General features: G+C 57.7%; 21 protein-coding genes. 9 read left to right on the top strand and 12 right to left on the bottom strand.

From position 1 onward, the window contains the following. The first annotated feature begins 124 nt into the window (after positions 1 to 124). Both ACKC9G_RS15095 and murI read left to right on the top strand, forming a co-directional pair. Positions 125 to 2,653 carry an EAL domain-containing protein gene (locus tag ACKC9G_RS15095; protein WP_411406850.1) on the top strand — a complete coding sequence of 843 codons (2,529 nt, stop codon included), beginning with the start codon at positions 125 to 127 and terminating at the stop codon, positions 2,651 to 2,653. Positions 2,654 to 2,737: 84 nt separating this feature from the next. Next, positions 2,738 to 3,553 carry a glutamate racemase gene (gene murI / locus ACKC9G_RS15090; protein ID WP_411406848.1) on the top strand — a complete coding sequence of 272 codons (816 nt, stop codon included), beginning with the start codon at positions 2,738 to 2,740 and terminating at the stop codon, positions 3,551 to 3,553. 31 nt (positions 3,554 to 3,584) lie between these two features. Here the strand turns inward: murI and phoU are convergent, their stop codons facing one another. From phoU to ACKC9G_RS15065, 5 genes are all read right to left on the bottom strand, one after another. Beyond that, the gene (gene phoU, locus ACKC9G_RS15085) at positions 3,585 to 4,415 is read right to left on the bottom strand and encodes a phosphate signaling complex protein PhoU (RefSeq protein WP_411406846.1); all 831 of its coding nucleotides are present in this window, start codon (positions 4,413 to 4,415) and stop codon (positions 3,585 to 3,587) included. After that, a complete protein-coding gene (pstB, locus tag ACKC9G_RS15080; RefSeq protein WP_411407127.1) occupies positions 4,408 to 5,214 on the bottom strand; it encodes a phosphate ABC transporter ATP-binding protein PstB in 807 nt (268 codons plus the stop codon). Before pstB ends, phoU begins: the two co-directional genes overlap by 8 nt. 25 nt (positions 5,215 to 5,239) lie before the next feature. Continuing rightward, positions 5,240 to 6,946 carry a phosphate ABC transporter permease PstA gene (gene pstA, locus ACKC9G_RS15075; protein ID WP_411406844.1) on the bottom strand — a complete coding sequence of 569 codons (1,707 nt, stop codon included), beginning with the start codon at positions 6,944 to 6,946 and terminating at the stop codon, positions 5,240 to 5,242. Continuing rightward, positions 6,933 to 8,483: an ABC transporter permease subunit gene (locus ACKC9G_RS15070; protein WP_411406842.1), complete on the bottom strand. Its 1,551-nt coding sequence runs from the start codon at positions 8,481 to 8,483 to the stop codon at positions 6,933 to 6,935. Before ACKC9G_RS15070 ends, pstA begins: the two co-directional genes overlap by 14 nt. Before the next feature lie 135 nt (positions 8,484 to 8,618). Continuing rightward, positions 8,619 to 9,650, bottom strand: a complete 1,032-nt coding sequence (locus ACKC9G_RS15065) for a PstS family phosphate ABC transporter substrate-binding protein (RefSeq protein WP_411406840.1) — start codon at positions 9,648 to 9,650, stop codon at positions 8,619 to 8,621. Positions 9,651 to 9,878: 228 nt separating this feature from the next. On the opposite strand from ACKC9G_RS15065, the gene ACKC9G_RS15060 reads away from it, so the two are divergent. The 3 genes from ACKC9G_RS15060 to ACKC9G_RS15050 all read left to right on the top strand — a co-directional run bounded on the left by ACKC9G_RS15060 (position 9,879) and on the right by ACKC9G_RS15050 (position 12,297). Beyond that, the gene (locus ACKC9G_RS15060) at positions 9,879 to 10,319 is read left to right on the top strand and encodes an acyl-CoA thioesterase (protein ID WP_411406838.1); all 441 of its coding nucleotides are present in this window, start codon (positions 9,879 to 9,881) and stop codon (positions 10,317 to 10,319) included. Positions 10,320 to 10,387: 68 nt separating this feature from the next. After that, a complete protein-coding gene (locus ACKC9G_RS15055) occupies positions 10,388 to 11,626 on the top strand; it encodes a diguanylate cyclase domain-containing protein (RefSeq protein ID WP_411406836.1) in 1,239 nt (412 codons plus the stop codon). Beyond that, on the top strand, positions 11,623 to 12,297 hold the full coding sequence (locus tag ACKC9G_RS15050) for an ATP-binding protein (RefSeq protein WP_411406834.1): 675 nt from the start codon (positions 11,623 to 11,625) through the stop codon (positions 12,295 to 12,297). The genes ACKC9G_RS15055 and ACKC9G_RS15050 overlap by 4 nt, the downstream gene beginning before the upstream one ends. Positions 12,298 to 12,416: 119 nt before the next feature. On the opposite strand, the gene ACKC9G_RS15045 is transcribed toward ACKC9G_RS15050, so the two are convergent. Continuing rightward, positions 12,417 to 13,082 (bottom strand): fumarylacetoacetate hydrolase family protein, encoded by a 666-nt coding sequence (locus tag ACKC9G_RS15045; RefSeq protein WP_411406832.1) that lies wholly within the window; start codon positions 13,080 to 13,082, stop codon positions 12,417 to 12,419. Between the two features lie 342 nt (positions 13,083 to 13,424). Here ACKC9G_RS15045 and serA point away from each other — a divergent pair, with 342 nt between their 5' ends. Continuing rightward, entirely contained in the window at positions 13,425 to 14,657 is a 1,233-nt protein-coding gene (gene serA / locus ACKC9G_RS15040; protein WP_411406830.1) for a phosphoglycerate dehydrogenase, read from the top strand. A 160-nt stretch (positions 14,658 to 14,817) separates the two neighbouring features. Here the strand turns inward: serA and ACKC9G_RS15035 are convergent, their stop codons facing one another. Further along, a complete protein-coding gene (locus ACKC9G_RS15035) occupies positions 14,818 to 16,038 on the bottom strand; it encodes a TCR/Tet family MFS transporter (RefSeq protein WP_411406828.1) in 1,221 nt (406 codons plus the stop codon). Continuing rightward, complete coding sequence (locus ACKC9G_RS15030) at positions 16,035 to 16,787, bottom strand: SDR family NAD(P)-dependent oxidoreductase (protein ID WP_411406826.1); 753 nt, start codon at positions 16,785 to 16,787, stop codon at positions 16,035 to 16,037. Before ACKC9G_RS15030 ends, ACKC9G_RS15035 begins: the two co-directional genes overlap by 4 nt. Before the next feature lie 11 nt (positions 16,788 to 16,798). Here ACKC9G_RS15030 and ACKC9G_RS15025 point away from each other — a divergent pair, with 11 nt between their 5' ends. Then, positions 16,799 to 17,248: a hypothetical protein gene (locus tag ACKC9G_RS15025; protein ID WP_411406824.1), complete on the top strand. Its 450-nt coding sequence runs from the start codon at positions 16,799 to 16,801 to the stop codon at positions 17,246 to 17,248. A gap of 12 nt (positions 17,249 to 17,260) precedes the next feature. On the opposite strand, the gene ACKC9G_RS15020 is transcribed toward ACKC9G_RS15025, so the two are convergent. Continuing rightward, positions 17,261 to 17,851 carry a sugar O-acetyltransferase gene (locus ACKC9G_RS15020; protein WP_411406822.1) on the bottom strand — a complete coding sequence of 197 codons (591 nt, stop codon included), beginning with the start codon at positions 17,849 to 17,851 and terminating at the stop codon, positions 17,261 to 17,263. 29 nt (positions 17,852 to 17,880) lie between these two features. Continuing rightward, on the bottom strand, positions 17,881 to 18,906 hold the full coding sequence (locus tag ACKC9G_RS15015; RefSeq protein ID WP_411406820.1) for a DUF5924 family protein: 1,026 nt from the start codon (positions 18,904 to 18,906) through the stop codon (positions 17,881 to 17,883). Positions 18,907 to 19,595: 689 nt separating this feature from the next. On the opposite strand from ACKC9G_RS15015, the gene cfa reads away from it, so the two are divergent. Then, complete coding sequence (gene cfa, locus ACKC9G_RS15010; protein ID WP_411406818.1) at positions 19,596 to 20,816, top strand: cyclopropane fatty acyl phospholipid synthase; 1,221 nt, start codon at positions 19,596 to 19,598, stop codon at positions 20,814 to 20,816. Positions 20,817 to 21,069: 253 nt separating this feature from the next. On the opposite strand, the gene ACKC9G_RS15005 is transcribed toward cfa, so the two are convergent. Next, a complete protein-coding gene (locus tag ACKC9G_RS15005; protein WP_411406816.1) occupies positions 21,070 to 21,561 on the bottom strand; it encodes a hypothetical protein in 492 nt (163 codons plus the stop codon). A 135-nt stretch (positions 21,562 to 21,696) separates the two neighbouring features. Then, positions 21,697 to 22,644 carry a magnesium/cobalt transporter CorA gene (gene corA / locus ACKC9G_RS15000; protein ID WP_411406814.1) on the bottom strand — a complete coding sequence of 316 codons (948 nt, stop codon included), beginning with the start codon at positions 22,642 to 22,644 and terminating at the stop codon, positions 21,697 to 21,699. A gap of 435 nt (positions 22,645 to 23,079) precedes the next feature. Between corA and ACKC9G_RS14995 the strand changes: the two genes are divergently transcribed. Further along, on the top strand, positions 23,080 to 24,678 hold the full coding sequence (locus ACKC9G_RS14995) for a diguanylate cyclase (RefSeq protein WP_411406812.1): 1,599 nt from the start codon (positions 23,080 to 23,082) through the stop codon (positions 24,676 to 24,678). Positions 24,679 to 24,804 lie beyond the last annotated feature (126 nt).

Below are 24,804 nucleotides of genomic sequence, written 5' to 3'. Positions count from 1 at the left end.
CGGTCAAAGCCGATGATCTTCTCAGTAGAAAAATGTACAGCGCCAACGGAGCAGGTACTGTGCCCTTTTCACTGGCCGGATCTCGATCTTGACCAAACTTGGACCAGGCTCAGGAGAAAAAGGCGTGTTTGCCACCGACACCGTCTCCGTTTCCACCTTCTTCGACTTTGCCCACGGCAACAGTCGCGATGCCGTGCTATGGGTTGACCAGCACCTCAACGTACAGTTTGCCAATGCCGCGGCTGCCGATCTCTGGCATTGCCCGGTTGAACGGCTCAAGGCTCAGCAAATTCCGGCCCTGATGTCCTGGCCGCCGCTGACCGCGATTCAGCCCAAAAGCCCGCTGAAGCAACTCTGCGGGCAGCGCTTTCGTTCCCCCATTGTGCTGCCGGATGGCCACCATCGCTGGTGCGAAGCCAGCCTCAGTGCCCTGCAGCCGCTGGAAGGTTTCGAGCCGCTCTACAGCCTGGTACTGCGTGAACAGATTCAGCAGATGGATGACCCCTCTCACCTGAAGCTGCTGGCCGAAGTTGCCGAACAGACCGATAACGCAGTGCTGATTACCAATGCCGCCTGGCAGGTGATGTACATCAACCCCGGCTTTACCAAAATGTTCGGCTTCTCCAACGATGACTTCCTGGGCGGCACCCCAACGCAGATTCTGGCGCCCTACGCCGAGCGCGGTCAGGTGGAAGAGCTGCGAACCCAGTTACTCGAAGGCAAGTCCTTCCATTCCGAAGAGCTGGTCTATACCCGTGAAGGTCATCGCCTGTGGTGCTCCATCACCACCAATCCGGTGATGAACGAGCACGGTGAGCTGGCCCATGTACTGGCCGTTCTGACCGATATTACCTACCCCAAGATTCACGAAGTGCTGCAGAACCGCATGCTGGCCTCCATCATCCGCGAGGATTCGCTGGAGAGCATGATGAACCAGTTCTGCCACGAGGTTGAGGTGCTGGCACCGGATGTCCGGGTGGCCGTTATTCGCGTCGATGACAAATACATCATGCACCCGGTGGCCGGCCCCAGCCTCGGTAAAGGCTTTTTGTCCTCCATCGAAGGCATTAAGGCAGAAGACGGCCTCGGCACCTGCGGTACGGCGATTGTCCGGGGTGAAACGACCCTGAGTGAAGACATCGAAACCGACGAGTTATGGGAAGGCATCCGCCACCTGGCATTGGATGAAGGCCTGCGCGCCTGCTGGTCAATTCCGGTCATGAGCAGTAGCGGCCGGGCACTTGGCTCCTTCGCTTTCTACTATCGCTCGCCCCGCTCGCCCTCGCCTTTGCACCGCAAAATTGCAGAGATCGGCAGCCACCTTTGCTCAGTGGCACTGGAGCGTGAAGAGGCACGTCAGCATATTCGCCAGTTGGCCTTCTATGACAGCCTGACCGGTCTGCCCAACCGCAGCTTGCTGTTTGCCCGTGCGGATCAGGCGCTGGCCACCGCACGCCGTCAACAGCAGCCACTGAGTGTGTTCTTTATCGACCTGGATCACTTCAAACGCGTGAACGATAGCCTCGGTCACCCTGCCGGGGATGAACTGCTGCGCACCATCGCCAAGCGCCTGAACGAAGGCCGCCGTGGCGAGGATATTGTCGCCCGTCTTTCCGGCGATGAATTTGTGATGATTCTGCCCCAGTGCAGCCGCGAAAATGCCATCAGTCTCACCAATGTGCTGACCCAGCGGCTGACTGAGCCCTGCTATCTGGCCAACACGCCGCTGGTGCCATCGGCCAGTATCGGTGTGTCCATTTTCCCCGAGGATGGCGAGGATTTTCAGGCACTGCTGCACAATGCCGATACCGCTATGTACCGGGCAAAACATCAGGGTCGTTGTCAGGCCAGCTTCTTCAAGGCGGAAACAGACGATGACCGCCAGACCGCCAGCATGGTCAAAGCCCTGCGTGAAGCCATCGCCTGTGATGCCCTTACCCTGCACTACCAGCCACAGCTGGATCTTCAGGGTCACGAACTTTTTGGTGTGGAAGCCTTTGCGCGCTGGTTCGACAGCCGTTTTGGTCAGGTGCCACCTGAGCGCTTTATCCCGCTGGCAGAAACCCACGGCCTGATCGACGATATTGGCCACTGGGTGCTGACCGAAGCCTGCCGCCAACTGGCAGCCTGGCGTGAGGAAGGCCTGAAAGTGCCGACCATGGCGATCAACCTGTCCGCGATCAATTTCCATGATCCGGAGCTACCTGATCTGATTCGTCGCCTGCTCAAGCGTTTCGAGCTGGGCGCCGGTGATATCACCATCGAACTGACCGAAGCGGCCCTGCTGGACAAGCATCCGGTGACTCGTCAGGTGCTGGAAGAGCTGCACCAGCTCGGCGTCCATTTGATCATGGATGACTTTGGCAATGGCTACGCCAGCCTTAATCACCTGAGTGGCCTGCCGTTGAAAGGCATCAAGCTTGATCGTCAGCTGGTCGCGCGCCTGACTCTGGATGGCGGCAATAATCAGGCACTGAGCCAGGCGGTTCAGCGCATCGGCGACAGTCTGCATCTGCAGGTGGTGGCGGAAGGCGTGGAGACCGACGAGCAGCGTCTGGTGCTACAGCGTCAGGGTTACCTGTTTGGTCAGGGCTATCTGTTCTCCCGTCCGGGAGCTGCCGATGTCGTCGCGGCCTTCCTGCGCGCACTCTGATTAACGACCCGCCACAGGCCTGCTATTCACCCGGCAGCGCCTGTGGCATCATGACGACTTCTCCTCAAGCGCCCTGTCCTGCCCATGGATCTTCCCTTACGACAACGCCCTATCGGTGTATTCGACTCCGGCTTCGGAGGCTTGTCAGTGCTGCGGGAAATTCACCGCCTGCTCCCTAATGAACAACTGATCTATGTCGGCGATGCCGGACATGCGCCCTATGGCGATAAAACCCGTGAGGCCATCAGTGCCCGCAGTTTCGCGGTGTCCGAATTTCTGGTCAGCCAGCAGGCAAAAGCCATTGTGGTCGCCTGCAATACCGCGACCAGCGCTGCCGCCACAGCCCTGCGCCAACACTTTCGCACCCTGCCCATTATTGCCATGGAACCTGCGATCAAGCCTGCCGCCACTCAAAGCCGCGCGGGGGTTGTCGGCGTGCTGGCAACGCGCAGCACCACCACCGGCGATAACTTTCGCCAGCTGGTGGAACGCTTCAGCAGTGCCGCCACAATTCTGGTACAGCCCTGTCCGGGACTGGTCGAGCTGGTGGAAAAAGGTGAGTTGAACAGCCCGCAAACCCGGGAGTTGCTCGACCGCTATGTGCAGCCGCTGTTAGCCCAGGGTGCAGATACGCTGGTGATGGGTTGTACCCACTACCCGTTTCTGATGCCGCTGCTGGCCGAACTTTGCGGTTCGGACATACAGCTGATTGATCCTGCCCCCGCAGTGGCACGGGAATTACAGCGTCGGCTGGCCGAAGCGCACCTGCTGCGCCCGGACTCGGATCGGGGGGAGTTGAGTTTCTGGAGTAGCGGCAGTCTGAGCCATGTACAGAGCATTCTGCCCGGCCTCTGGCCAGATCCCCTGCCCGCCGCTCATCTGCATTACTGGCCGGGCTGAGGGTTTCCAGGTCAGGGGTTCACAGACCCTTTTAGTCGTCCTCATCCCGCGGGCGGCCCACCAGCGTACGAAAACTTTCCAGCCCGGCGTGACGCACATCCTTGCCCTTGACCAGAAACGCCAGTGACTGGGCAATGTTATGGGCATGATCACCAATGCGCTCCAGCGCCCTCACCGCCCACAGCATGTGCAGCAGACTGGGAATGGCTTCCGGCGAGGCCTGCATGGTGGCAATGATCTGTTTGTTGGCGGCCTTGTACGCCTTATCAACCTGACGATCCTGCTCCGCGACATCAAAGGCGGCATCCAGATCCTGACGGGCAAAAGCATCGAGAATATCCCGCACCATGCCCAGCACCCGCTGACCAATGGCGCGAATTTCGGTGTAACCCACCGGCGCTTGTCCGTCTTCCGCCAGCTTCAGGGTCAGCTTGGCCAGACGCTTGGCTTCATCACCCATTCGCTCCAGATCACTGGCGCACTTATACACCGATACCACCATGCGCAGGTCAGAAGCCGTCGGTTGACGCCTTGCGATCAGACGCGTGCAGTCATCATCAATACGCAGATCGTATTCGTTGACCTCGGCCTCGCGCTTTTTCACCCGTAATGCCAGCTCAGTATCGCCCTGCACCAGCGCCTGCAGCGCATCCTGCAGCTGGGTTTCCACCAGTCCGCCCATGGCCAGCAACTGACTGCGTAGCTCCTCAAGGTCCTGATTGAACTGCTGCGAGATATGCTCTGAACGTATCTCCGGCCGTGGCGCCACCGGAGTTGGAGCGACAGCAGCCTGAGGCTCCGCAGGCGACGTCCTGTCGTCAGCGTTGCGAGAAAAGAATCGGGAAATCAGTGACTTAGCCATAGCGTCCAGTAATGTAGTCTTCCGTTTGTTTTTGCCGGGGGTTGGTGAAGAGCCTGTCAGTCGGTCCATGCTCGACAAGGCCACCCTGATACATAAAGGCAGTGTAATCAGACACACGCGCCGCCTGCTGCATGTTGTGGGTGACGATCACCAGGGTAAAGCGTTCTTTGAGGACATGAATCAGCTCCTCAATACGGTAGGTCGACGTCGGATCGAGGGCCGAGGCCGGCTCATCCAGCAGCAGCACTTCAGGCTCGATGGCAATGGCCCGGGCGATCACCAGCCTTTGCTGCTGGCCACCGGACAGATCCAGCGCCGAGCGGTGCAGGCGGTCACGGACTTCGTCCCAGAGCGCCGCCGCACGCAGGGCATCTTCCACCGCCTCATCAATCTGGCGCTTACGCTTGATACCCTGAATGCGCAAACCATAGGCGACGTTTTCATAGATCGAACGCGGGAATGGATTCGGCTTTTGAAAAACCATGCCCACCCGGCGACGAAGCTCGGTCACATCCATCTTTTTGTCGAGGATCGGCTCATTTTCCAGCCAGATCTGCCCACGTGTCTCACAACCTTCGATCAGGTCATTCAGCCGGTTGAAGCAGCGCAGCAGGGTGGATTTACCGCAGCCGGACGGGCCGATAAAGGACGTCACCCGATGGCGCGGAATACCAAGAGTAATATCATGCAAGGCATTGCTGCCCTCGTAACTCAGGGACAGATGCTCCACACGCAGGATGTCATTCGGGCGATCATTACGATGCGCTGTCGCAGCCGCCGGGCGATCGGCCAAAGCCATGATGTCGTGACTGGTCACTGAGTCCTCACCATTCCAGAATTCGATAACGTTCGCGCAAGTGATGGCGCAGGGCCACAGCCGCCAGATTCAGCACACCAATCACCAGTACCAGCAGCAGCGCCGTGGCATACACCAGCGGCCGCGCAGCTTCGACGTTGGGGCTTTGCAGCGCCATGTCGTAAATCTGGAAGCCCAGATGCATAAACTGCTGTTCCAGATGCACATAAGGAAAGTGGCTGTCGACCGGCAGCGACGGCGCCAGCTTGACCACTCCCACCAGCATCAGCGGTGCGACTTCACCCGCCGCACGGGCAACGGCCAGCATGATGCCGGTCATCATCGCCGGGGTCGCCATCGGCAAGGTGACGCGCCACAGGGTTTCCCAACGGGTCGCGCCTAGGGCCAGACTGCCTTCACGCAGGGAGCGCGGAATCCGCGCCAGTCCTTCTTCTGTAGCCACAATCACCACGGGCAGCGTCAGCAGCGCCAGGGTCAACGAGGCCCAAAGCAAACCGGGCGTGCCGAAAGTCGGCGAGGGTAGTGCTTCAGGGAAGAATAGCTGATCCAGCTTGCCGCCGAGGAAATAGACAAAGAAACCGAGGCCAAACACCCCGTACACAATAGAAGGCACTCCAGCCAGATTATGCACGGCAATACGCAGCATCCGTGTCAGCCAGCCTCGCCCGGCATATTCATGCAGGTAGACGGCGGTCATGACGCCCAACGGTGTCACAATCACCGTCATCAGCAGCACCAGAATGACCGTGCCGACAATCGCGGGGAAGACGCCGCCTTCCGAAGTGCCTTCGCGGGGCTGACCGGAGACGAAATCCCACATCCGCGCACCCATGTCCTGCCACTTTTCCGTCAGCGTCATGGCATTGGTACGGCTCACGCGCAGCATTTCTGACAGGGGCAGGCTGACCAGCCTGCCATCCGCAGTCGTGACCAGCAGGGCATCACTCTGGCTTTGCTGATACAACGACTCCAGCTGCTGCTGGCCTTGCTGATAGCGCTGCTGCAGGCGATCACGCTCGCGGCCAAGGCTGTCTTCCAGGGCGACGCTCAGGTCACCCTTGAGTTTGAGACGGCGCTGCTCAAGCCGGTTGGCTTCCAGTGCTGTATTCAGACTGCCAAGCTCCTGCTGCTGCAGAGTCTGCGCCCGGTCATAAAGAGCACGAGCACGCATCAGGCGCTCCTGAAACTGCTGCCAGAAGACCTCAGTGTGCGCATTATCAAAGCGTCGGACACTCTTGCCGTACTGGCTCAGGGAAACCGGCGTACCGTAAAACGTCCCCCAGTTACGCCGCTCAATCGTCCAGAGTTGGGCCGGATAACGGATATGGTCGAGCTGCTCGGCCAACACCCAGCGAAAATCGCCGTCCTGCAGCTCGCGATTACCGACCTTGATTAACCAGCGGTGAAGCGGCTGATCCGCCTGACCCACAGGCAACGGCACACCGGCGGCAGCCAGAATATCGCGGCTCACGGCCTCCTCATCGGTTTTCACACCGGAGAGGGTTTCCGTCTGTCCCTGCTCGTTCTGATAGGTGGCGACCATGACCGGCGCGGGCCAGAAATGCGCGGTACCACGCACCACCAGCGTGCCCAGCAGGCCAAACATCATCAGCAGACACAGAGCAACGGCCAGCGCATTGAGCCAGACCCAGGCGCTGCCGCGTTTTTGCCAGCGCCGAAAGGGTGAGCGCACCAGTAACTCAGAGCGCGCCATAGCGATGCCTCAAACGCTGGCGTATCAGTTCAGCGCCCGTGTTCATCAGAATGCAGAACAGAAAGAGCACCAGCGCGGCCAGAAAGAGAATGCGGTAATGGACACTCTCCAGCCCCGATTCCGGCAGCTCCATCGCAATGGTCGCCGCCAGAGTGCGCATGCCTTCGAAGGGGTTCGAGGACATCAGCGGCGTATTGCCCGAAGCCATCAGCACGATCATGGTTTCACCGACGGCACGGCCAATACTGAGCATGATGGCGGCAAAAATACCGGCGGAGGCGGTGGGCAGCACCACACGGGTCAGGGTTTGCCAGTGGCTGGCGCCCAGTGCCAGCGAGCCGCTGGCCAGACGCCCCGGTACGCCACGGATAGCTTCCTCGCTAATGGAAAAGAGCGTTGGAATAATGGCAAAGCCCATGGCCAGACCAACAATCAGGGCGTTGCGCTGGGCATAGGGAATATCCAGAACATCCGTCAGATACGCCCTAAAATCGCCATGGAAAGCCCAGTGTTCAATCACTGGCGCCCAGGCGCTGCAGGCCCAGATAAGCAGCAGCACGGCAGGCAGAATCAGCCAGAGGATCCGGCCATCCTGACGTTCAGGTCGCAGGCGGTGAGGCAGGGCGCTCATGGCCAGTCCTAACAGCAGAATCCCGACGGGAATCACGAGGGCGGCCATCACTACTGTAAAGAGGTGCGCTTCCAGCTGCGGCGCCAACACCAGACCGGCAAAGAAGCCAAGAATCACCGTCGGCATGGCTTCCATTAATTCAATGCAGGGTTTGATGCGCCGACGCTGGGCCGGGCTCATGAAATATCCACAGAAGATCGCCGCCCCCAAGGCCAGTGGCAGCGCCAGTAACATGGCATAGCAGGCCGCTTTAAAGGTGCCATAGGCGAGGGGCGTCAGGCTGAATTTCGGTACGCTGCTCTGACTGGCCGTTGACTGCCACACATAGGCAGGCTCGGCATAATGGGGATACTGCACTTTGCCCCAGAGATCCTGCCACTGCAGGCCCCCCGCAGGATCACGCCATTGCCAGGCATGCAGTTTGTCGTCCGCCGACAGGGTAAACAGCAGAGGGCCGGGCAGGGCGTTTAGCAGGGCAAGCACTGGCGCAGAGAGGCTGGAGGAAGCGAGTTCGTCCAGCCGTTGCGCCTGACCAGGCCAGTCCTTGGGTGCGGGTAACTCGGCCACAGGCACCTGGTCAAGCTGCCACCAATGGCCGTCCAGCATCAGCACCGCGCTATCAGGCTTGGACGTCAGCCGTTGTCTAAGAAGAGTATTTTCGGTCAGGGAGGTGGTCCAGGGCTGATCCGGCCCGGTCGCCACCTGGCTGAAATGTGCCGATTGGCCCAGCGGCCAGACCTGACTGATCAGGTAAAAGCCCATCAGCAATACCGCCGCTAGCACCAGTGCCGCACAGGCAGCAATCAAACGCCCACCAAAACGATCCAGCCACACCCGCCGGCGACGGCGGCGCTGCAGGGCCGGAGTATTAAATACCGGCTTGGGTGAGGGGGCGTGAGCTGTCATAACAGGTTAGAACCCTGAGGGCATGGACGAGAGATAACTGAGCGATAAAAAGGCCATCCCTCAGTGTAAACCTGCATTATGACACTTCCGTGACATCCTGCACCCGACCGACGAGGTTTCCAGCGGCAGCCCACCTCAGGGATTAACGTCGGCGTAGAGCTTACGTGAGGTGCTGGCGACCTCTGCCGTCAGGGGGACATAACCCTCCTGCACCACTTGCAGCTGGCCTTCGCGGGACAGCATATAGTTCAGTAATTCCTGCTGCTGAGGCGGTAGCGGCTGACCGGGCGCCTGGTTGACATAAACATAGAGGTAACGGGCCAGCGGGTAGCTGCCGTTGGAGGCATTGGTCGGCGTGGCGGCGACCAGTGGCTCATCGGCCTGACGAGCCAGCGCCAGCGCTTTCACCGACGCGGTACGATAACCAATGCCGGAATAGCCAATGGCATTGGGAGAGGAGGAAATCGCCTGCACGACCGCTGCAGAGCCGGGAAGCTCACTGATATTGGGCAGGAAATCACCGCCACAGAGGGCATGCTCCTTGAAATAGCTGTAAGTGCCGGAGACGGCATTACGACCGTAGCGTTGGATATGCTCAACGGCCAGCGGCCCCTCGACACCCAAATCCCGCCAGCGCGATACGCTCTGTCCACCACAGCGTCGGTTGACCGAAAACAGGCTGTCGAGCTGCGCCAGCGTCAAACCTTTCAAGGGATTGTCCTGATGGACATAAACGGCAAGGGCATCAATCGCCACCGGCACCGCCGTCGGTGCATAGCCATAGCGCTTTTCAAAGGCACGCCTTTCCGCCGGGTTCATCAAGCGGCTCATAGGCCCCAGAGAAGCCGTGCCTTCGGTTAGCGCAGGTGGCGCCGTGGCAGAGCCTGCTGCCTGAATCTGTAACTGGATACGCGGATAAATGCGCTGAAAAGACTGCGCCCAGCGCGACATCAACCCCGCCAGCGTATCCGAACCCACGGAGCTAACGACGCCTGCGACACCGCTGGTTTTGACATAGGCAGGCAGTTGCGGATCCACCCGCGGAGCGGCCTCAGCCAATCCCGTGAAGAGCCCGAGCGACAAGGCCAGCAGCATGCGCATAGGGCGATGCATCGCCTCTGACAGACCGATCCGGGCACCGCGCTTTTTCCTGAATTGATTGAACACCCACGACCTCCTGAACGTCTGGCTGACAGAAACGGGCATTAACTCCCGGTGAATACAGCATTCTTCAGTCATGCCGCCCGACACGCCGGACCTGAGCCGCCATGACGCAGCGCCAGCAATTGACGACGCTTTGGGCTGCATACCCCGCATAAATGTCGCTATACTGGGAGCTTTACGGCTGATTGGCGATCCCTTCAGCACCCCGAGACACACGACGGATTTGCAACCATGTCTGTAGATCACGCTGACGATACCCTCGACAGTGAAGAAAACAACCCTGTTCCTGTGGGCGAACTGAGCCTGCAGTTTCCGGCACAAATCAGCGACACCAACGCCTACGGCGATATTTACGGTGGCTGGCTGGTCAAACACATGGATACTGCCGCAGCGGTTCATGCCGGACGGCTGGCCCACGGCCGAATTGCCACGGTGTCCATTTCCGGCATGGAGTTTCTGTCTCCGGTGCTGGTCGGCACACTCCTGAGCTTCTATACCGAAGTGCAGGAAACCGGCAAATCCTCCATGAAAATTAATGTCGAAGTCTGGGCTCGTTGCCCGGATGGCAGCGAGTTTCGCAAGATCACCACGGCCTTACTGGTGATGGTCGCCATCAACGATGACGGACACATTCGTCCACTTCCCAGTGAATTCCAGCGTATCGGTCACTAAGGGCGACTGTTCACTCTGAAATTTCCGACTATGCTTAAGGCTGCACACCACCGACAGGGTCTGCAGCCATGGCTACCGCGTCATCCACAACCCACGCCTCACTGGCAGCGGCAGAGTCTCATCTGCTGCTGGATCACTGCTATTTGCCTGCACGTCGCTGGCTGCTCCTCTCCCTCGGCGCCCTGACCCTGCTGGGCACGCTGATACTGCTGATCGCCTTTACTCCGCACCGTTTTATGCTCTTGCCCGCCAGTGGATTTTTACTGCTGAGCGCCGCTGCCGGAGCGTATCTGACTTACCGTGACAATGGCGCCGTGCTGAGCCGCAGTGCACTTTGCCTCATCGCCGCGCTTTATCCGCTGTCACTTTACTGGATGCTGCGCAGCCTGCTCCCAGGGCCACCACTCTGGCTGGAAGCCAGCCTGCAGGGAATGATGATTGTGCTGTTGAGTCTGGTCGCCGGTTACTGGCGACTTAGCCTGACGCTGCTGGCCTTTGATCTGCCGTTGGCGACAGTTTGCCTCTGGCAGCGCGAGGCTGAAATGACGCTGATTGCACTCTTTGCGCTGGTCAGTGCCACCGCCATTGCTCTGATGATGACAGGTTTACAGGAAATGCTGGCCGGGCGTTACCTCAGAGCGCGCGGCATCGCCGGTATCTCCCCGACGGATTTCAAGGACAGCCTGCCCAATCAGCGCCAGTGGCAAAGCCGGCTGCAGCATGCCGAAGAACATGACCCTCTGACCGGGCTGTTTAACCGTTATTACTGCCTGGATTACCTGCGCAAACAACTGCAACGCCACCGCCAGCTCTCCGACCGCCATTTGAGTACGCTCCTGCCTGCTGAGCTGGCCGACAGCGACAAAGTCTCCGGTCCGACGGATCTGAGCCGCCATCAGCTGGGCCTTGTCATGCTGAGTCTGGATGAGTTCAAACCGCTGAATGAACGTTACGGTTTTCAAATGGGCGATGCCTTGCTGCAACAGCTCAGCGAGCGCTTAAGCTTTCTCAATCCGGCGCCGTATGTGAGCGCGCGGCTGGATGGCGATACCTTTGTCATGGTGCGCCAGAGCAAGCAACCGGAGGAATTCCGGCTCTGGCTCAATCAGGTCGAGCAGACCCTGCAACAGCCGTATCTGCTCACCCAGCAGGGCAAAAGCCTGTCGCTGCGGGTTGGCCTCAGTGTGGGCGTGGTACTGGCGCCGCAGGATGGGTATCATGCCGACCACTTGCTGAGCCTCGCAGAACATCGCATGTTCCGCGCCAAGCTCCACCTGACAAGCCCCTCCACAGGAGACACGGCGTGAGCCGAACCCCCATCTACCTTTCCTGGTCCAGTGGTAAAGACAGCGCCTGGACACTCTACCAGCTGCAACACCACCCAACCCTCGAAGTTCGCGGTCTGCTCACCACCTTCAACGAAGCCTTTGACCGGGTCGCCATGCATGCAGTACGAAGAACCCTGACGCAGGCGCAGGCTCGTGCCGCTGACCTGCCACTGTACGCGGTGGATTTACCCTGGCCTTGCTCGAATGAGGCATACGAAGCACGTATGGGCACCGCGGTGGCGACCCTCAAAGCCGAAGGTATTCGCGGTTTTGCCTTTGGCGATCTGTTTCTTGAGGATGTGCGCGCCTATCGCGAGGCCAAGCTCGAAGGCACAGGTCTGCAAAGCCATTTTCCCCTCTGGCGAAAACCCACGGAGGCACTGGCCCGGGAAATGGTTGAAGCCGGAGTGAAGGCCACCCTGACCTGCGTTGACCCCGGACAAGCGCCCGCAGACTGGGCCGGACGCTCTTTTGATCATGAACTGATCGAGGATTGCCTGAAGGCGGGCATTGACCCCTGTGGTGAACGCGGGGAATTTCACACCTTCGTAAGTGACGGGCCCATGTTCACCGAGGCGATTGCGGTGACTACCGGCGAGATCGTCGAGCGTGATGGTTTCATCTTCGCTGATATCCTGCCTAAAACCTGACAAGGAGACGCCAATAGCGTCGAAGTTACGCTTTTACCCCCTACAGAAAAAACAAACCCGACCAGAATCATCGTTCCGGTCGGGTTTGGTGAGATCACTGCAGAACGCGTTAGCGGCGTTTACTTCACCCGGGTTTCAACCTTCAGCAGGGTATCCAGCTCGACACTCAGTTCATCACCACTTTTCAGCGGCCCGACACCCGCAGGCGTGCCGGTAATCACCACATCACCGGGCTGCAGGCTGAAGTACTGGCTGATATAGGCCAGCAGCGGCAGCACCGGGTTAATCATCTCGGCGGTTGAGCCATCCTGACGAACTTCGCCATTAATAGTCAGGCGAAGGCCCAGCTGCTGCAGATCCGTCGCCGGGTCAAAGCGAACAAATGATGACAGAGGCAGGGCACCATCAAAGCTTTTAGCCTTTTCCCAGGGCTGGCCTTTGTCTTTCAGCTGGCTTTGCACATCGCGCAGGGTGAGATCCAGCGCCAGACCCAAACCGGCAATGGCCTCTTTGGCCTGGGCGGCATCGGCACGGCTAAGCGGCTTGCCAATCAGAATCGCCAGCTCGGTTTCATAATGCACATCCTGGCTCAGATGATCGGGCAGGGCGATAGGCTCGGCCATCGGCACCACCGCACTGGCAGGCTTGATAAAAAGCAGCGGTTCTGTCGGCGTAGCGTTATTCAGCTCGCGAATGTGCTCTACATAATTGCGGCCAATACAGACCACTTTACCCAGTCCGTGAATCCAGGTTTCGCCGTCAGTGAAATGGTGTTGGTAAGCCATCAATCGTCTTCCTTATCGTCAACTGGCGCCGGGGTCCGGCCTGAGGCCGCCCGCACGCATCGCCGGTATTTACCGGTTTCACTTAAGAATGCACCTGCCTGAGTACTTGGGGGCAGGGTAGATGAATAAAACTAAACGCTATCGTAAAAATATTCACTTTTGAAACAGGGAAAAGCCGTAATTGATCCCTCGTCTTTGCCTGAGCTGTGCTATCATGTCGGCCCCGAAACGCAGACCCGACCCTGATACTTCCTGCAGACTGCGTGATCATACCGATATGGTCAGCGAAGTATCTCCGGCGACTGCTCATCCGCACAGTATGGCGAGGTTTCCGCAAGCATCATGAGTAAGAACGTTTCTCTTGATAAGAGCAAAATCAAGATTCTTCTGTTGGAAGGTGTCCACCAGTCTGCCCTGGACATGTTTCACAGCCAAGGTTACACCAATATCGAGTACCACAAAGGCTCCCTGCCTGAGGAACAGCTGCTCGAATCCATTCGTGATGCACACTTTATCGGTATCCGTTCCCGTACCCAGCTGACCGAACAGGTGCTGGAACAGGCACAGAAACTGGTCGCTGTAGGCTGTTTCTGTATCGGTACCAACCAGGTCAATCTGGATGCAGCACTGGCTCGCGGTATTGCGGTATTTAACGCGCCTTACTCCAACACCCGCTCCGTTGCCGAGCTGGTGCTGGCTGAAATCATCATGCTGATGCGTGGTATCCCCGAGAAGAACATCGTTTGTCACCGAGGCGGCTGGCAGAAATCTGCCGAGAACAGCTACGAAATCCGTGGCAAAAAACTCGGTATCATCGGTTACGGCTCCATCGGTACCCAGCTGTCGGTCATGGCCGAATCCATGGGTATGCAGGTGTTCTACTACGACGTGGTCACCAAGCTGCCACTGGGTAACGCAACTCAGGTGGCGTCCATGGAAGAGCTGCTGGGTAAAGTCGATGTCGTCAGCCTGCACGTACCAGAGACTGCGGCGACCAAGCAGATGTTCGGCGCCCGCGAACTGGGCTGGATGAAGCAGGATTCCATCCTGATCAACGCCTCACGCGGCACCGTGGTGGATATCGAAGCGCTGGCTGAAGCGGTCACCAGCAAGAAGCTGCTGGGCGCTGCCATCGACGTATTCCCTGTTGAGCCACGCTCCAACAAGGATGAGTTCGTTTCCCCGCTGCGTGGTCTGGATAACGTCATCCTGACCCCACACATCGGCGGTTCCACCATGGAAGCCCAGGAAATGATCGGCGTTGAAGTCTCCGAGAAGCTGATCCGTTACAGCGATAACGGCACCTCCACCATGTCCGTGAACTTCCCGGAAGTGGCGCTGCCTTCTCACCCTGCGCATCACCGCCTGCTGCACATCCACAAAAACGTGCCCGGCATTCTGTCGCAGATCAACAGCGTCTTCTCCGAGAACAACATCAACATCGCTTCTCAGTTCCTGCAGACCAACGAGAACGTTGGTTACGTCGTTATCGATGTGAACAAGGAATACTCTGAGCTGGCGCTGGAAAAACTGCAGCAGATCGAAGGCACCATCAAAACCCGCGTGCTGTTCTGATAATGTCCTGCCACTGAGCCGCGCTACGGCAGGCTCAGACCATAAAAAAACCGGCGAATTCCGCCGGTTTTTTTGTTTCTCACTGACTCCAGCATCGAAATTTGCTGAAGTGCGAGGCAGCCCGATACAGGCGCACAAAAGTGTTGTGTGTGCATGGAGATCAGGTGCCGCGAACGCTGGGATCTGACTCCTTTGCCGCAGGATTCTTCACGACGCTGAATCGCAGGCCGAATACCAGTGGCACGGCCATCGCATTGACGATCAGGGCCACCAGCCAGATGGCTCCGGGCCAGTGCTCCCGAACGCGGAAATAGACGCTCGCAAATATCAACGGCCCGACGATGGACGCCAGGCTCATCGCAGATGCCAGCACGCCCTGGAACTGGCCTTGCCGGCTTTCGTCAACGAGGCGGCTTGCAAGCGACTGCAAGGCAGGGGTGCCCAGACCAGCAAGCGCGACAACCGGCATGATGGCGAACACCACCCAGCCTTGCGTGGTGCAGGCCATGATCACCAGTGCGACACAGGCACCGACGATGCCGGCCAGCACCGCGCCGCGCTCTCCCAACATCTGTACTGCGCGGTCCGGCAGGAACGCTTGCGCCAGCGTCTGAAACACGCCAAAGGCGCCCAGTGAAAGGCCGATCCATCGTCCGTCCCACTGGAACACGTCATGGCCCCACAAGGCCCAGCAGGTGCCGTACACCTCGCCGGTCGCGCTCAGGAGGAAGAAGACGGCAACGACCGGCATCAGCGGTTTCATCGACAATCCCCATCGCAAGGGGCGCAGCGGATTGAGCGCGGCCAGATCAATCTTCTCACGACTGGGCGTGCGGGATTCCGGCAACAGGAACAGCGCCAGCAACAGGTTGCCCGCATTGAGTACCGCAGCCGCGATGAACGGCAATCGCAGCCCGTAATCGCCGAGAGCGCCGCCAAGCACCGGGCCAAGGATAAAGCCGATACCGAACATGGCGTTGAAAATGCCAAATCGTTTCGCGCGCAATGCTTGGGGCGAGATGTCGGTGATGTAGGCCGTTGCGACCGAGAGGTTGGCGCTGGTCAGCCCGGCAATGGCACGACCGATGATCAACAGCCCCAGCGACGGCGCGAACGCCATCAATACATAGTTGACAGCCGCGCCGCCCAAAGAGATCAGCAGCACGGGCCTGCGGCCCAGCCGGTCGCTCAAGGCGCCGAGGACAGGTGCAAAGAAAAACTGCATCGCGGCATACAGCGCGGTGAGAATGCCGACGTAGGAGGCAACATTCGCGGCATGGGTCACGTCCTCGATCAGGCGCGGCAGGATCGGAAAAATCAGACCCATCCCGACCGCATCGAGCGCGATAGCGGCGAAGATAACAACGAGGGCCTTGTTCATTGCGATATCGTTTGCACGGGCTGGCGATCGTGGAAGACGCCGCCAGTGGGGCCATCGGCGCCCAGCGTGGCAGCCCAGACAATGCCCTTGGCGGCTTCGGCCGGAGGCAGATCGTTGGCATCATCGCCGCGTTCGGGATGGGTGGCGACCGCTCCCGGATCGACAGCATTGACGAGGATCGACGTATCAGCAAGGGCCGTGGCCAGGGTCGCCGTCAGTGCGTTGACAGCGTATTTGGCAAAAGAATAGGCAGGTGAAAAGAAGGTGCCGGGGCCAGGAGCTTCTACCTGACGTGTCGCCGCGCTCGTGACATTGACGATGCGTGCAGCTGGTGCCCGCCGCAGCAGCGGCAGCAGGGCCTGGGTCAGGCACCAGCAACCGAATACATTCACCTCGAACGCGGATTGCAGTTCATCGAAATTGACCTCCAGTACCGAGCACGTATTGAAGTCGGGCATAGTGCTGGCGTTGTTCACCAGCAGGTCCAGATGATTGATCGTCAGAGCGAGGTGGCCGGCAGCTTTGAAGATGCCGGACCGGTCGGTCAGATCGAGACGCAGTGCAGTCGCCGCATGGCCTTCTTCGCGCAATTGCGCGGCAAGCTGTTCTGCCTGGCTCGGGTTCCTCGCCGTAAGGATGACGTGATAGTTCAGTTCGGCTAGCTGTCTGGCAACCGCGAAGCCAAGGCCTTGCGAACGACTGACGCCCGTGATCAGCGCCGTACGGGATACATGGGAAAGTGTTTGCATGGAACGCTCCTTTGTCGGTGTTCGACCGGAGCGATTCCATCGAAGTGAGGAGCCACACGGACGAACAGAAGATGCCAAAACGGCATCGGGTGTTCGTCGTGGGGTCCCTTGCGATGGCAGGAGACAGAGCTTTCGTTTCCGAAAGGACTTGGGCTTACCAAACCAAGTCTGCCTTTTTCGACGGCGTTATTTTAGCAGCGGTGTTGTTCCTACTCAATCTGCCCGGCGGCCAATGCGATGATGGCAAGGGCAGCCGCAACGCAGCAATCAGGAACGCCACTGTGAGCACCGCAAACAAGCAGCTGCCCAAGACCCAAAGCGACGTCCCTATGTGGTTCCTAGCCCATAATTTACATGGCTCGCAGGCAGATCAAAGCCCCCTAAGCTCTTGCACCATCTGGGCTTTCAGCTTTATACCCGCCTACACGGACGACCTGACACGAGCAATTTTTTGTCTCTAATAACGCCCACACTTACGCTGACGTTGGGTTAGCTGAAATATCGGTGGTCTCAATCGGCCGCAGTACCCGGCAGGGATTGCCTGCAGCCACAACGCCTGCGGGTATTGATTTCGTGACCACACTGCCAGCACCAATCACTGTGCCTTGGCCAATACTGACTCCCGGAAGCACCTGCACACCGGCACCAAGCCAGACATCATCGGCAATATGAATAGGCCGGGCATACTCAAGCCCCTGATTGCGCTGCGCCACATCCAGCGGGTGCCCAGCCGTATGCAGACCGACATTGGGACCAAGAAAGACGTTATTACCAATCCGCACAGGCGCACCGTCGAGAATGGTCAGGTTCACATTGGCGTAGAAGCCATCACCAATATCGATATTGAAACCGTAATCACAATAGAACGGCCCTTCGATCACAAAGCCGTCGCCGACCTTGCCCAGCAGAGACCTCAATAAACTCTCGCGGCGGGCGACCTGATCCGGCGGCGTCTGGTTCAGATGGAATAACTGCATCTTGGCATGGGCGCGCAGCTGCAACGTCTCTTCATCGAAGTTGGCATCGTAGAGTTGCCCGGCTGCGGCTTTTTCCAGTTCCTTCATGCTGACCTCCTGTCCTTTGATCGCTTGGCCTAGCGCACTTCAAAGCGCAGGGTGCCGATAATCTGACCGCCTTCGGTCACAACCTGGACCTTCCATTTCCCTTTCACGTCCTCAGGGAAGTTGCTCTTATGAGTCCAGGCACGATAGCCCTGCTTGCGCCCGCCATGAATTTCCAGAGCGATGCGGTCGACCGTATGCCCCTCATGCTTCCAGACGTGAAAGACCTTTTCATCCAGACCCTGAGGCGCATTGATGGCGGTGAAGGCATACAGGCCTTGCTGTCGCAGCTCGCTTTCGGTCAGGCTTTTGATGCCTTTGCCGGGATCACGACGGTCATTATTCATCGAGGTGGTAATCGCTACCTGATTCATCCACAGGGTTGCCGGTGGCACCCAGGGACGCAGCACAACACCAGCGATGCCGACGACGGCGGTCATACTCAGCGCCATCAGCCAGCGCCGTGGCGAAGTAATGGGAATGGAGACCAGACGGCTTGGCAGCGACACCAGCAGCGTCATTACCAGTGCCAGCAAGTAGGATTCGGCAGTATTCAGGTGAACAATCAGCGGCAAAGCAGTGAGCATCACCGCAAACAGCGCCAGATTGTGATACGCCAGAAATAGCGCGCGCTTGGTACTCAGCCAGTGGTAATAGAGCGGGTCGATAATGGAAATCAGCGCTGCTGCGCCTAGAAGCCCGGTAAAGACCGCCTGACCGGAGTTCCAGCTGGTGGTAATGGCAAAGAAGGGAAGAACGAAAAACAGGCTTTCCTGATGGATCAGCTGCGTGACGTAACGCAGTAGCGGCGGCGGCAGAAAGAGGCCAAAGCGTTTGGCGAGAGTCTGCGTGAGGATGTTCTCCAGCATCAGCCACAGCCAGGTGACGATCATCACCACCGCCATGATTTTTCCAGCGCCGTGCTGACGGTCCACCAGAAAGAAGCTCGCTATCCCCGAGACAAAACCAAAAAGCGCAATCAGCCTCGGAAACCGCTGAATAATAGCGGCGCCCTTGGCAATCCAGTGCTGTAACCACTCCCGGCTCTGCGCGATCATCCTGATCAGACTCCTGTGACGAATGACATCCGACTACTCGCTAAATTGACGACCAGTATAGCGGATCTGTCTTCGGCATCCGTCGCCCTCTGTTACGGTTTCAATCAGAGTTCGCCTGCTGAGCACAGCCATAGTGCATTGCCTCCTCCGATGTTCACCACAATGAACCACCCCCTTTTGGTTCCATTAAAAAAACAGCCGTCGTCTGAAAGCCTTGAGCGTTGCGCTCATGACAATAATCTGTTGTGCACATTGGCGGTATAAAGGCCTTCTATTCCATCACTTGATAGAAAATTTGTTGTAAATCAGCCACTTAACCAATAGCGCCAAAATTCGATGCGGTTCAGTGATTTTTGCAAACAAATGTCACCTTTCCGGCATCTCTTGAAATGAAAAAATCGCTGTCCCAAAAGCCTTGGGAAGGAATCTTCGCGCCTGCAGTGGCGCAGCTTTTGCTGGATTCCCGATGCCCCTGTTGTTTCGACTCACTGAGCGCTTCTCACAGCTTCCTGCCCGAGTCGTCCAATAGCAGGTTTACGTCGAACCGCCTGTGATGGTCGCTGACCTCCTCTGCACATCGACGATGAACCGCGACATCACCAATCTTTCACGCCTGCACACGCAGGTCTCGGCCTGCCGCATGAGGCAGGTATCACGTGCCAGACTTAGGCTATGGATGGGAGAGTGAAATGGCAGCTAGCGCTGAACAGTTAGAGAAAGGTATAGACGCCGCCGCAACCGCGAGCAGTAGCAGCACGACCGCCAATCATGCCGGTACCCGCAAGACATCCACCCAACAGATGGAAAAGTGGCTGGCTAGTCAGCTGGAAATGGCCGGTATCACCCTCAATGGCCCCAACTCCTGGGATCCGCAGGTACGTAACCCTGACGTTTATTACCGCGTTTTCCGTGAAGGCACGCTCGGTATCGGTGAAGCCTATATGGATGGCTGGTGGGAATGTGAGCAGCTGGATGAGCTGATCAGTCGCGCGGTCAGTGCTCAGCTGGAGAAGAAGCTGACGGGCCGCTGGGTATTCGTTAAACACTGGCTGATGGCACGCATGTTCAATATGCAGTCGGTGCGCCGTGCCTTTCAGGTGGGCGAACAGCACTATGATGCGGGTAATGATCTCTATCAGGCGATGCTGGATGAGACCATGGCCTACTCCTGCGGTTACTGGAACAGCGCGGATAACCTGCATGAAGCACAAAAAGCCAAGCTGGATCTGATCTGTCGCAAGGCGCAGCTCAAGCCCGGCGAAAATGTGCTTGAGATCGGTTGTGGCTGGGGCAGTTTCGCCGAACTGGCCGCCCGTGATTACGGTGTCAACGTCACCGGTATCACCATCTCCAAAGAGCAAAAAGCCCTCGCCGATGAACGCTGTGCCGGTCTGCCGGTCAATATCGAACTGATGGATTATCGCAGCCTGGAAGGTCAGTTCGACAAGCTGGTTTCCATCGGCATGTTCGAGCATGTTGGCCAGAAGAACTACGACACTTATCTGTCCTCTGCTCATCGCCTGATGAAAGATGATGGCATCTTCGTTTTGCACACCATCGGCAGTGATACCTCCCAGCTCGGCACCGACCCCTGGATTCACAAATACATCTTCCGTAATGGCGCGATTCCGTCACTGGGTCAGATCTCTGATGCCTGCGAGCCATATTTTGTGATGGAGGATGTGCACAACTTTGGCCCGGACTATGACCGCACCCTGATGGCCTGGTTTGAGCGCTTCGAGGCGGCCTGGCCGCAGCTGAAAGACCAGTATGACGAGCGTTTCTACCGGATGTGGACCTACTACCTGAAAAGCTGTGCCGGTGCCTTTCGCGCCCGCTCCCTGCAGCTCTATCAGGTGGTCCTGCGCAAACGTCAGCAGCCCATGAGCCGCTATCACAGCCCACGATAAGTAAGACTGAAACAGCCTCTCCACCGGGAGCAGGCATAGATAATGACAGACACGGCAGCGAGAAAAGCCTGTAAAAGCTTTTCCCCAAGCCGTGCAAAAAAAGACCGAGATGGTTTTGATGAGAGAGCAATAACCAGAAATCACTCTGAACAGACCGGGCGGTGAGGGCGATCACTCCGCTCAGAGTTTCAGAAGCAACAAAAAAGCCCGGCAATCGCCGGGCTTTTTCTATGGAATCAGGAGAGGTCGCGACTTACCAGAGTGAGCGGGACTTCTTGCTAACCTTGTATTCATCATCGTCTTCGTCACGGGAAGAACCGCCCAGCTCGATGCTGCCGCTTTTCTTCTCTTCCATCTCGAAGAAGTTAGGAATGGTGCTCTGGTAATCCACAGAAATCGTCTGTGAAGCAGAGGAGGTTTGCGTCGACTGCGGTGGAGCAGAAATCGTGTTGTCGGCTTTGGGCATTTCCACCGGCTGAGAGGTATGCGCCTGCTGACCGGACATGGTCACAATTTCTTTGGCCACGATACGACCATCGGCAGTACGCTCCAGGGTTTTGACCGGCGCATAGAAGTAAAAGCGCGATACCCCGGCAGGCAGCCAACGTACCATGCCGCTGCCATTGGAGGAGCGAAACAGGCCACGGTTACGTTCCATTTCTGCGCCGTCCACGTTCTGGGGACGCAGATAACCACTCTGAATCATGAAGAGTTCCATCGTGGTATAAGTGCGCATATAGCTCATGTTTACTCCTCCCAGCGCAACAAGTTACGTGATAAGTGGCACCGGTTCATTTTGGGTTCCCACTCAGCCGTAAATAAAAGTGGCTATTTTATAACCACTCCCGGGTCAGGCCAAGTCTGAGGGTGAATTAATCCCTCAGAGCCAGCCTTTGCGCTTGAAGAAGAAGTAGGTACCAAAGGCACTGGCGAGCATCATGCCGATGGCCAGCGGGTAGCCAAAATCCGTGTGCAGCTCCGGCATGGAGTCAAAGTTCATGCCGTAAATACTGGCGATCAGCGTTGGTGGCAGGAAGATAACTGCGGCAACGGAGAAGATTTTGATGATCTTGTTCTGCTGCAGGCCGGTGAAGCTCATGGCCGCATCCAGCAGGAAGTTGATCTTGTCGAACAGAAACTGGGTATGCGGCAGCAGGGATTCGATATCCGCCAGCATCTCCTTGATCTCTTTCTTGGCGTCCTTGTCCAGCTGCTCGTTGGTGTAGCGCTGCAGGAAACGCAGGGAGCGCTGGGTATCCAGCAGGCTCAGGCGGATCTTGCCGTTAGCATCTTCCTGCATGGTAATGAGGCGCAGCATGTCATCCAGCTCTTCATCCTCGAACACCTGCTGTGAGGCTTTCTCCAGCACGGTGTAAACATCCTCCAGCAGATCCGAAAGGTAATCGACCTTGAGGTTGAAGAGGTGCACCAGCACTTCCATGGGATCGCGCACACTGATGCGGTGCTGACGGACATAGTTGCGGAACAGGCGAATCAGGCCGATGTCTTCTTCACGCACGGTGAAGAGCATGTGCTCACGCAGGTTGAAAGACACGTTAACGCCACGCAGCTCCTTACCCACCCGGTGCGGAAACAGCGAGTGAATATGCAGGCCGTCCTGGTCCATGTAGAAACGGGAGGATGCCTCAATCTCGTTCAGGTCTTCCTGATCCGGCATCTCTTCCTGATAGAACGTTGAGAGCCATTCACGCTCGGCATCGTTGGGCTCAAAGGCATCCACCCACAGCACGGTTTCGGGCAGGGATTCACGCACGCTCAGCTCTTTCATGTGCAGAGCAGAGCCTTGAAGATAGTAAGCGGTAATCATGTTCATTCACTCCCGACGCCGTGTCCGCCTGGCGGATCAAAACAGGAACCGCGCTCGTGGCGCGACGTCATTCTATGCATATACCGTCCCAGTGCAATCAACCTCAAGCGGGTTCTGCAAAGGCGTGCAGTCATAACAGGCTGAAATCATAAAAAGCCCGGTCGGCAGCCTTAGTAGAAGTGGCGGACTGGTCTACGCTATAGATGTAAAAATTTTTTAACGCAGCGTGCACTTCGGTAATCCGTTACCGTGAGAGACCAAAGCATCACGGTTACTGACAGGAAGACAGAGTAATTTTTCCTGATATTTTCAGACTGACGGATAAGTGCCGATTATTATCAGCATTCTGCGACCACAGTTGTGGCAAACTGAAAACAAAAGGAGTGGGTGATCCTGTGATGTCCACCCTCTACCCCATAAGACAAGGGACGCTGCATGACTGACGATGCACTGATTTCCAAACCCACCGCGACACCCATCAGTATCGCGGCGATTTCTGTGGCGCTGTTTATTCCCTTGTTTGCGGTGCTCTGGTTGCTCATCAGCAACTATGACAGCAGTGTGCGCAACGACTACGTTGAAGCGCAGAACAAGCAGCTGCAAACCCGCCTGAATTCTCTGATTAACGAGCTGGACCGAAGCCTGCATCAGCTCAGTAACCTGCCTCAGGTCGTCGCTGAAAGCCGCAACGTTCAGGATGCGCTACAAGGCCGTCCCAGCCGTTACCAGATGCAGGATCGCGTTGATCAGTATCTGGAAACCATCGCCGGCAACCTCGGTGTCGACATGATCTGGCTGATGGATACCCAGGGTAATACCATTGCGACCAGTAATTTCCGCGCCCCGGAATCCCTTATTGGGCAGAATTTCGCCTATCGCAACTATTTCCGTGAATCCATCAAAGGCAATCTGGGTCATCAGTTCGGTATTGGTGTAACGACTCTGGTGCCTGGCTTCTATTTCTCGGCCCCGGTGCAGGAGAACGGTCAGGTCATTGGTGTCGTCGGCCTTGAGATTGATGTCGCCAGCCTCGTGAAGTGGGTACCGCTGGAGAACATGCTGGTCACCGACCCCAATGGTCTGGTCATCATGTCCTCCAATTCTGACTACCTGCTCAACACCATGCCGGACTCGCGCCTGCAGACCATGCCTCGCGATGATCTGCTCAAGGAATACCAGCGCGCGGGCTTTAATCCCCTGCATTTACAGCTGAGTGGCATCTTCGGCGGCCACAACCTCTGGACGCTGGGCGATGATGAGACCTCAGCCCTGCTGGATCGTCGTCCGAGCGATGCCAATGATTTTGAAGGCATCGTCTATAACCGCCTGAACGAATTCGCCGCTTTCGATACCCAGCACAAGGTCCACCTGCTGATCGCCGCTATTGGCTCCCTGCTGCTCGCGATCGCGATTGCCAGTACGCTGGTTTACCTGCGCCGCAGCCGCGCCGGCGAGCGAGCCCTGAAGGCCAACCAGGCCAAGCTGGAAATGATTAATGCCCAGCTGGAAGCAATGGCGGGTGAAGATCCGCTGACTGGCCTGTATAACCGTCGTAAGCTCAATGCCCTGCTGGATGATGAGTGGAACCGCTCCAAGCGTTACCGCCGTCCACTGACGCTGGCGATTCTCGACCTCGACTTCTTCAAGCGTATCAACGATACCCTTGGCCATGGCGCGGGTGATGCGGTACTGGTGCACGTCGCCAAGCTGCTCGGCAAGAACAAGCGTAACAGTGACATTCTGGCCCGTCTGGGCGGTGAAGAATTCATCATGGTGCTGCCTGAAACGCGCGCCGAGGAAGCGATGATCCTGATGGAGCGTCTGCGCATCATGATTCAGGAAAACCCAACGCCCTGGCAGGCTGAGAGCATCCCGCTGACGGTCAGTATCGGTATCGCTAACCTCAACAGTGAAGACCGTGTCAGCGACATGCTGTCCCGTGCCGACAAGGCCCTGTACGAAGCCAAGGAAAGCGGCCGTAACCGTATTCAGCGGCTGGATACCGAGTGCATCAGCGAATCCCTGCGCAGCTGATGGTCAGATAACGGGCTGTGCTCAAAGACAACTAAGGCGACCCTCGGGTCACTGCTGTCCCATAGTTTTTGATCATAAAGGGATCCTCATTTGAGGATCCCTTTTTTGTGGCTCTGGTGGAGTGGG

This window comes from Pokkaliibacter sp. CJK22405 (assembly GCF_046614695.1).
Lineage (GTDB): Bacteria > Pseudomonadota > Gammaproteobacteria > Pseudomonadales > Balneatricaceae > Pokkaliibacter.
Note: the sequence above shows the minus strand (reverse complement) of the source record. Positions and strands in the feature narration are given on the sequence as shown.

Bases quoted from the DNA above. Each gene is read 5' to 3' on its own strand.
- ACKC9G_RS15015 (WP_411406820.1), bottom strand. From the start codon at position 18,906: ATGATCGCGCAGAGCCGGGAGTGGTTACAGCACTGGATTGCCAAGGGC.
- ACKC9G_RS15070 (WP_411406842.1), bottom strand. From the start codon at position 8,483: ATGACAGCTCACGCCCCCTCACCCAAGCCGGTATTTAATACTCCGGCC.
- ACKC9G_RS15045 (WP_411406832.1), bottom strand. From the start codon at position 13,082: ATGGCTTACCAACACCATTTCACTGACGGCGAAACCTGGATTCACGGA.
- pstB (WP_411407127.1), bottom strand. From the start codon at position 5,214: ATGGCTTTGGCCGATCGCCCGGCGGCTGCGACAGCGCATCGTAATGAT.
- cfa (WP_411406818.1), top strand. From the start codon at position 19,596: ATGGCAGCTAGCGCTGAACAGTTAGAGAAAGGTATAGACGCCGCCGCA.
- murI (WP_411406848.1), top strand. From the start codon at position 2,738: ATGGATCTTCCCTTACGACAACGCCCTATCGGTGTATTCGACTCCGGC.
- ACKC9G_RS15060 (WP_411406838.1), top strand. From the start codon at position 9,879: ATGTCTGTAGATCACGCTGACGATACCCTCGACAGTGAAGAAAACAAC.
- corA (WP_411406814.1), bottom strand. From the start codon at position 22,644: ATGATTACCGCTTACTATCTTCAAGGCTCTGCTCTGCACATGAAAGAG.
- ACKC9G_RS15030 (WP_411406826.1), bottom strand. From the start codon at position 16,787: ATGCAAACACTTTCCCATGTATCCCGTACGGCGCTGATCACGGGCGTC.
- serA (WP_411406830.1), top strand. From the start codon at position 13,425: ATGAGTAAGAACGTTTCTCTTGATAAGAGCAAAATCAAGATTCTTCTG.
- ACKC9G_RS15020 (WP_411406822.1), bottom strand. From the start codon at position 17,851: ATGAAGGAACTGGAAAAAGCCGCAGCCGGGCAACTCTACGATGCCAAC.
- ACKC9G_RS15055 (WP_411406836.1), top strand. From the start codon at position 10,388: ATGGCTACCGCGTCATCCACAACCCACGCCTCACTGGCAGCGGCAGAG.
- pstA (WP_411406844.1), bottom strand. From the start codon at position 6,946: ATGGCGCGCTCTGAGTTACTGGTGCGCTCACCCTTTCGGCGCTGGCAA.
- ACKC9G_RS14995 (WP_411406812.1), top strand. From the start codon at position 23,080: ATGACTGACGATGCACTGATTTCCAAACCCACCGCGACACCCATCAGT.
- phoU (WP_411406846.1), bottom strand. From the start codon at position 4,415: ATGGCTAAGTCACTGATTTCCCGATTCTTTTCTCGCAACGCTGACGAC.
- ACKC9G_RS15035 (WP_411406828.1), bottom strand. From the start codon at position 16,038: ATGAACAAGGCCCTCGTTGTTATCTTCGCCGCTATCGCGCTCGATGCG.
- ACKC9G_RS15005 (WP_411406816.1), bottom strand. From the start codon at position 21,561: ATGAGCTATATGCGCACTTATACCACGATGGAACTCTTCATGATTCAG.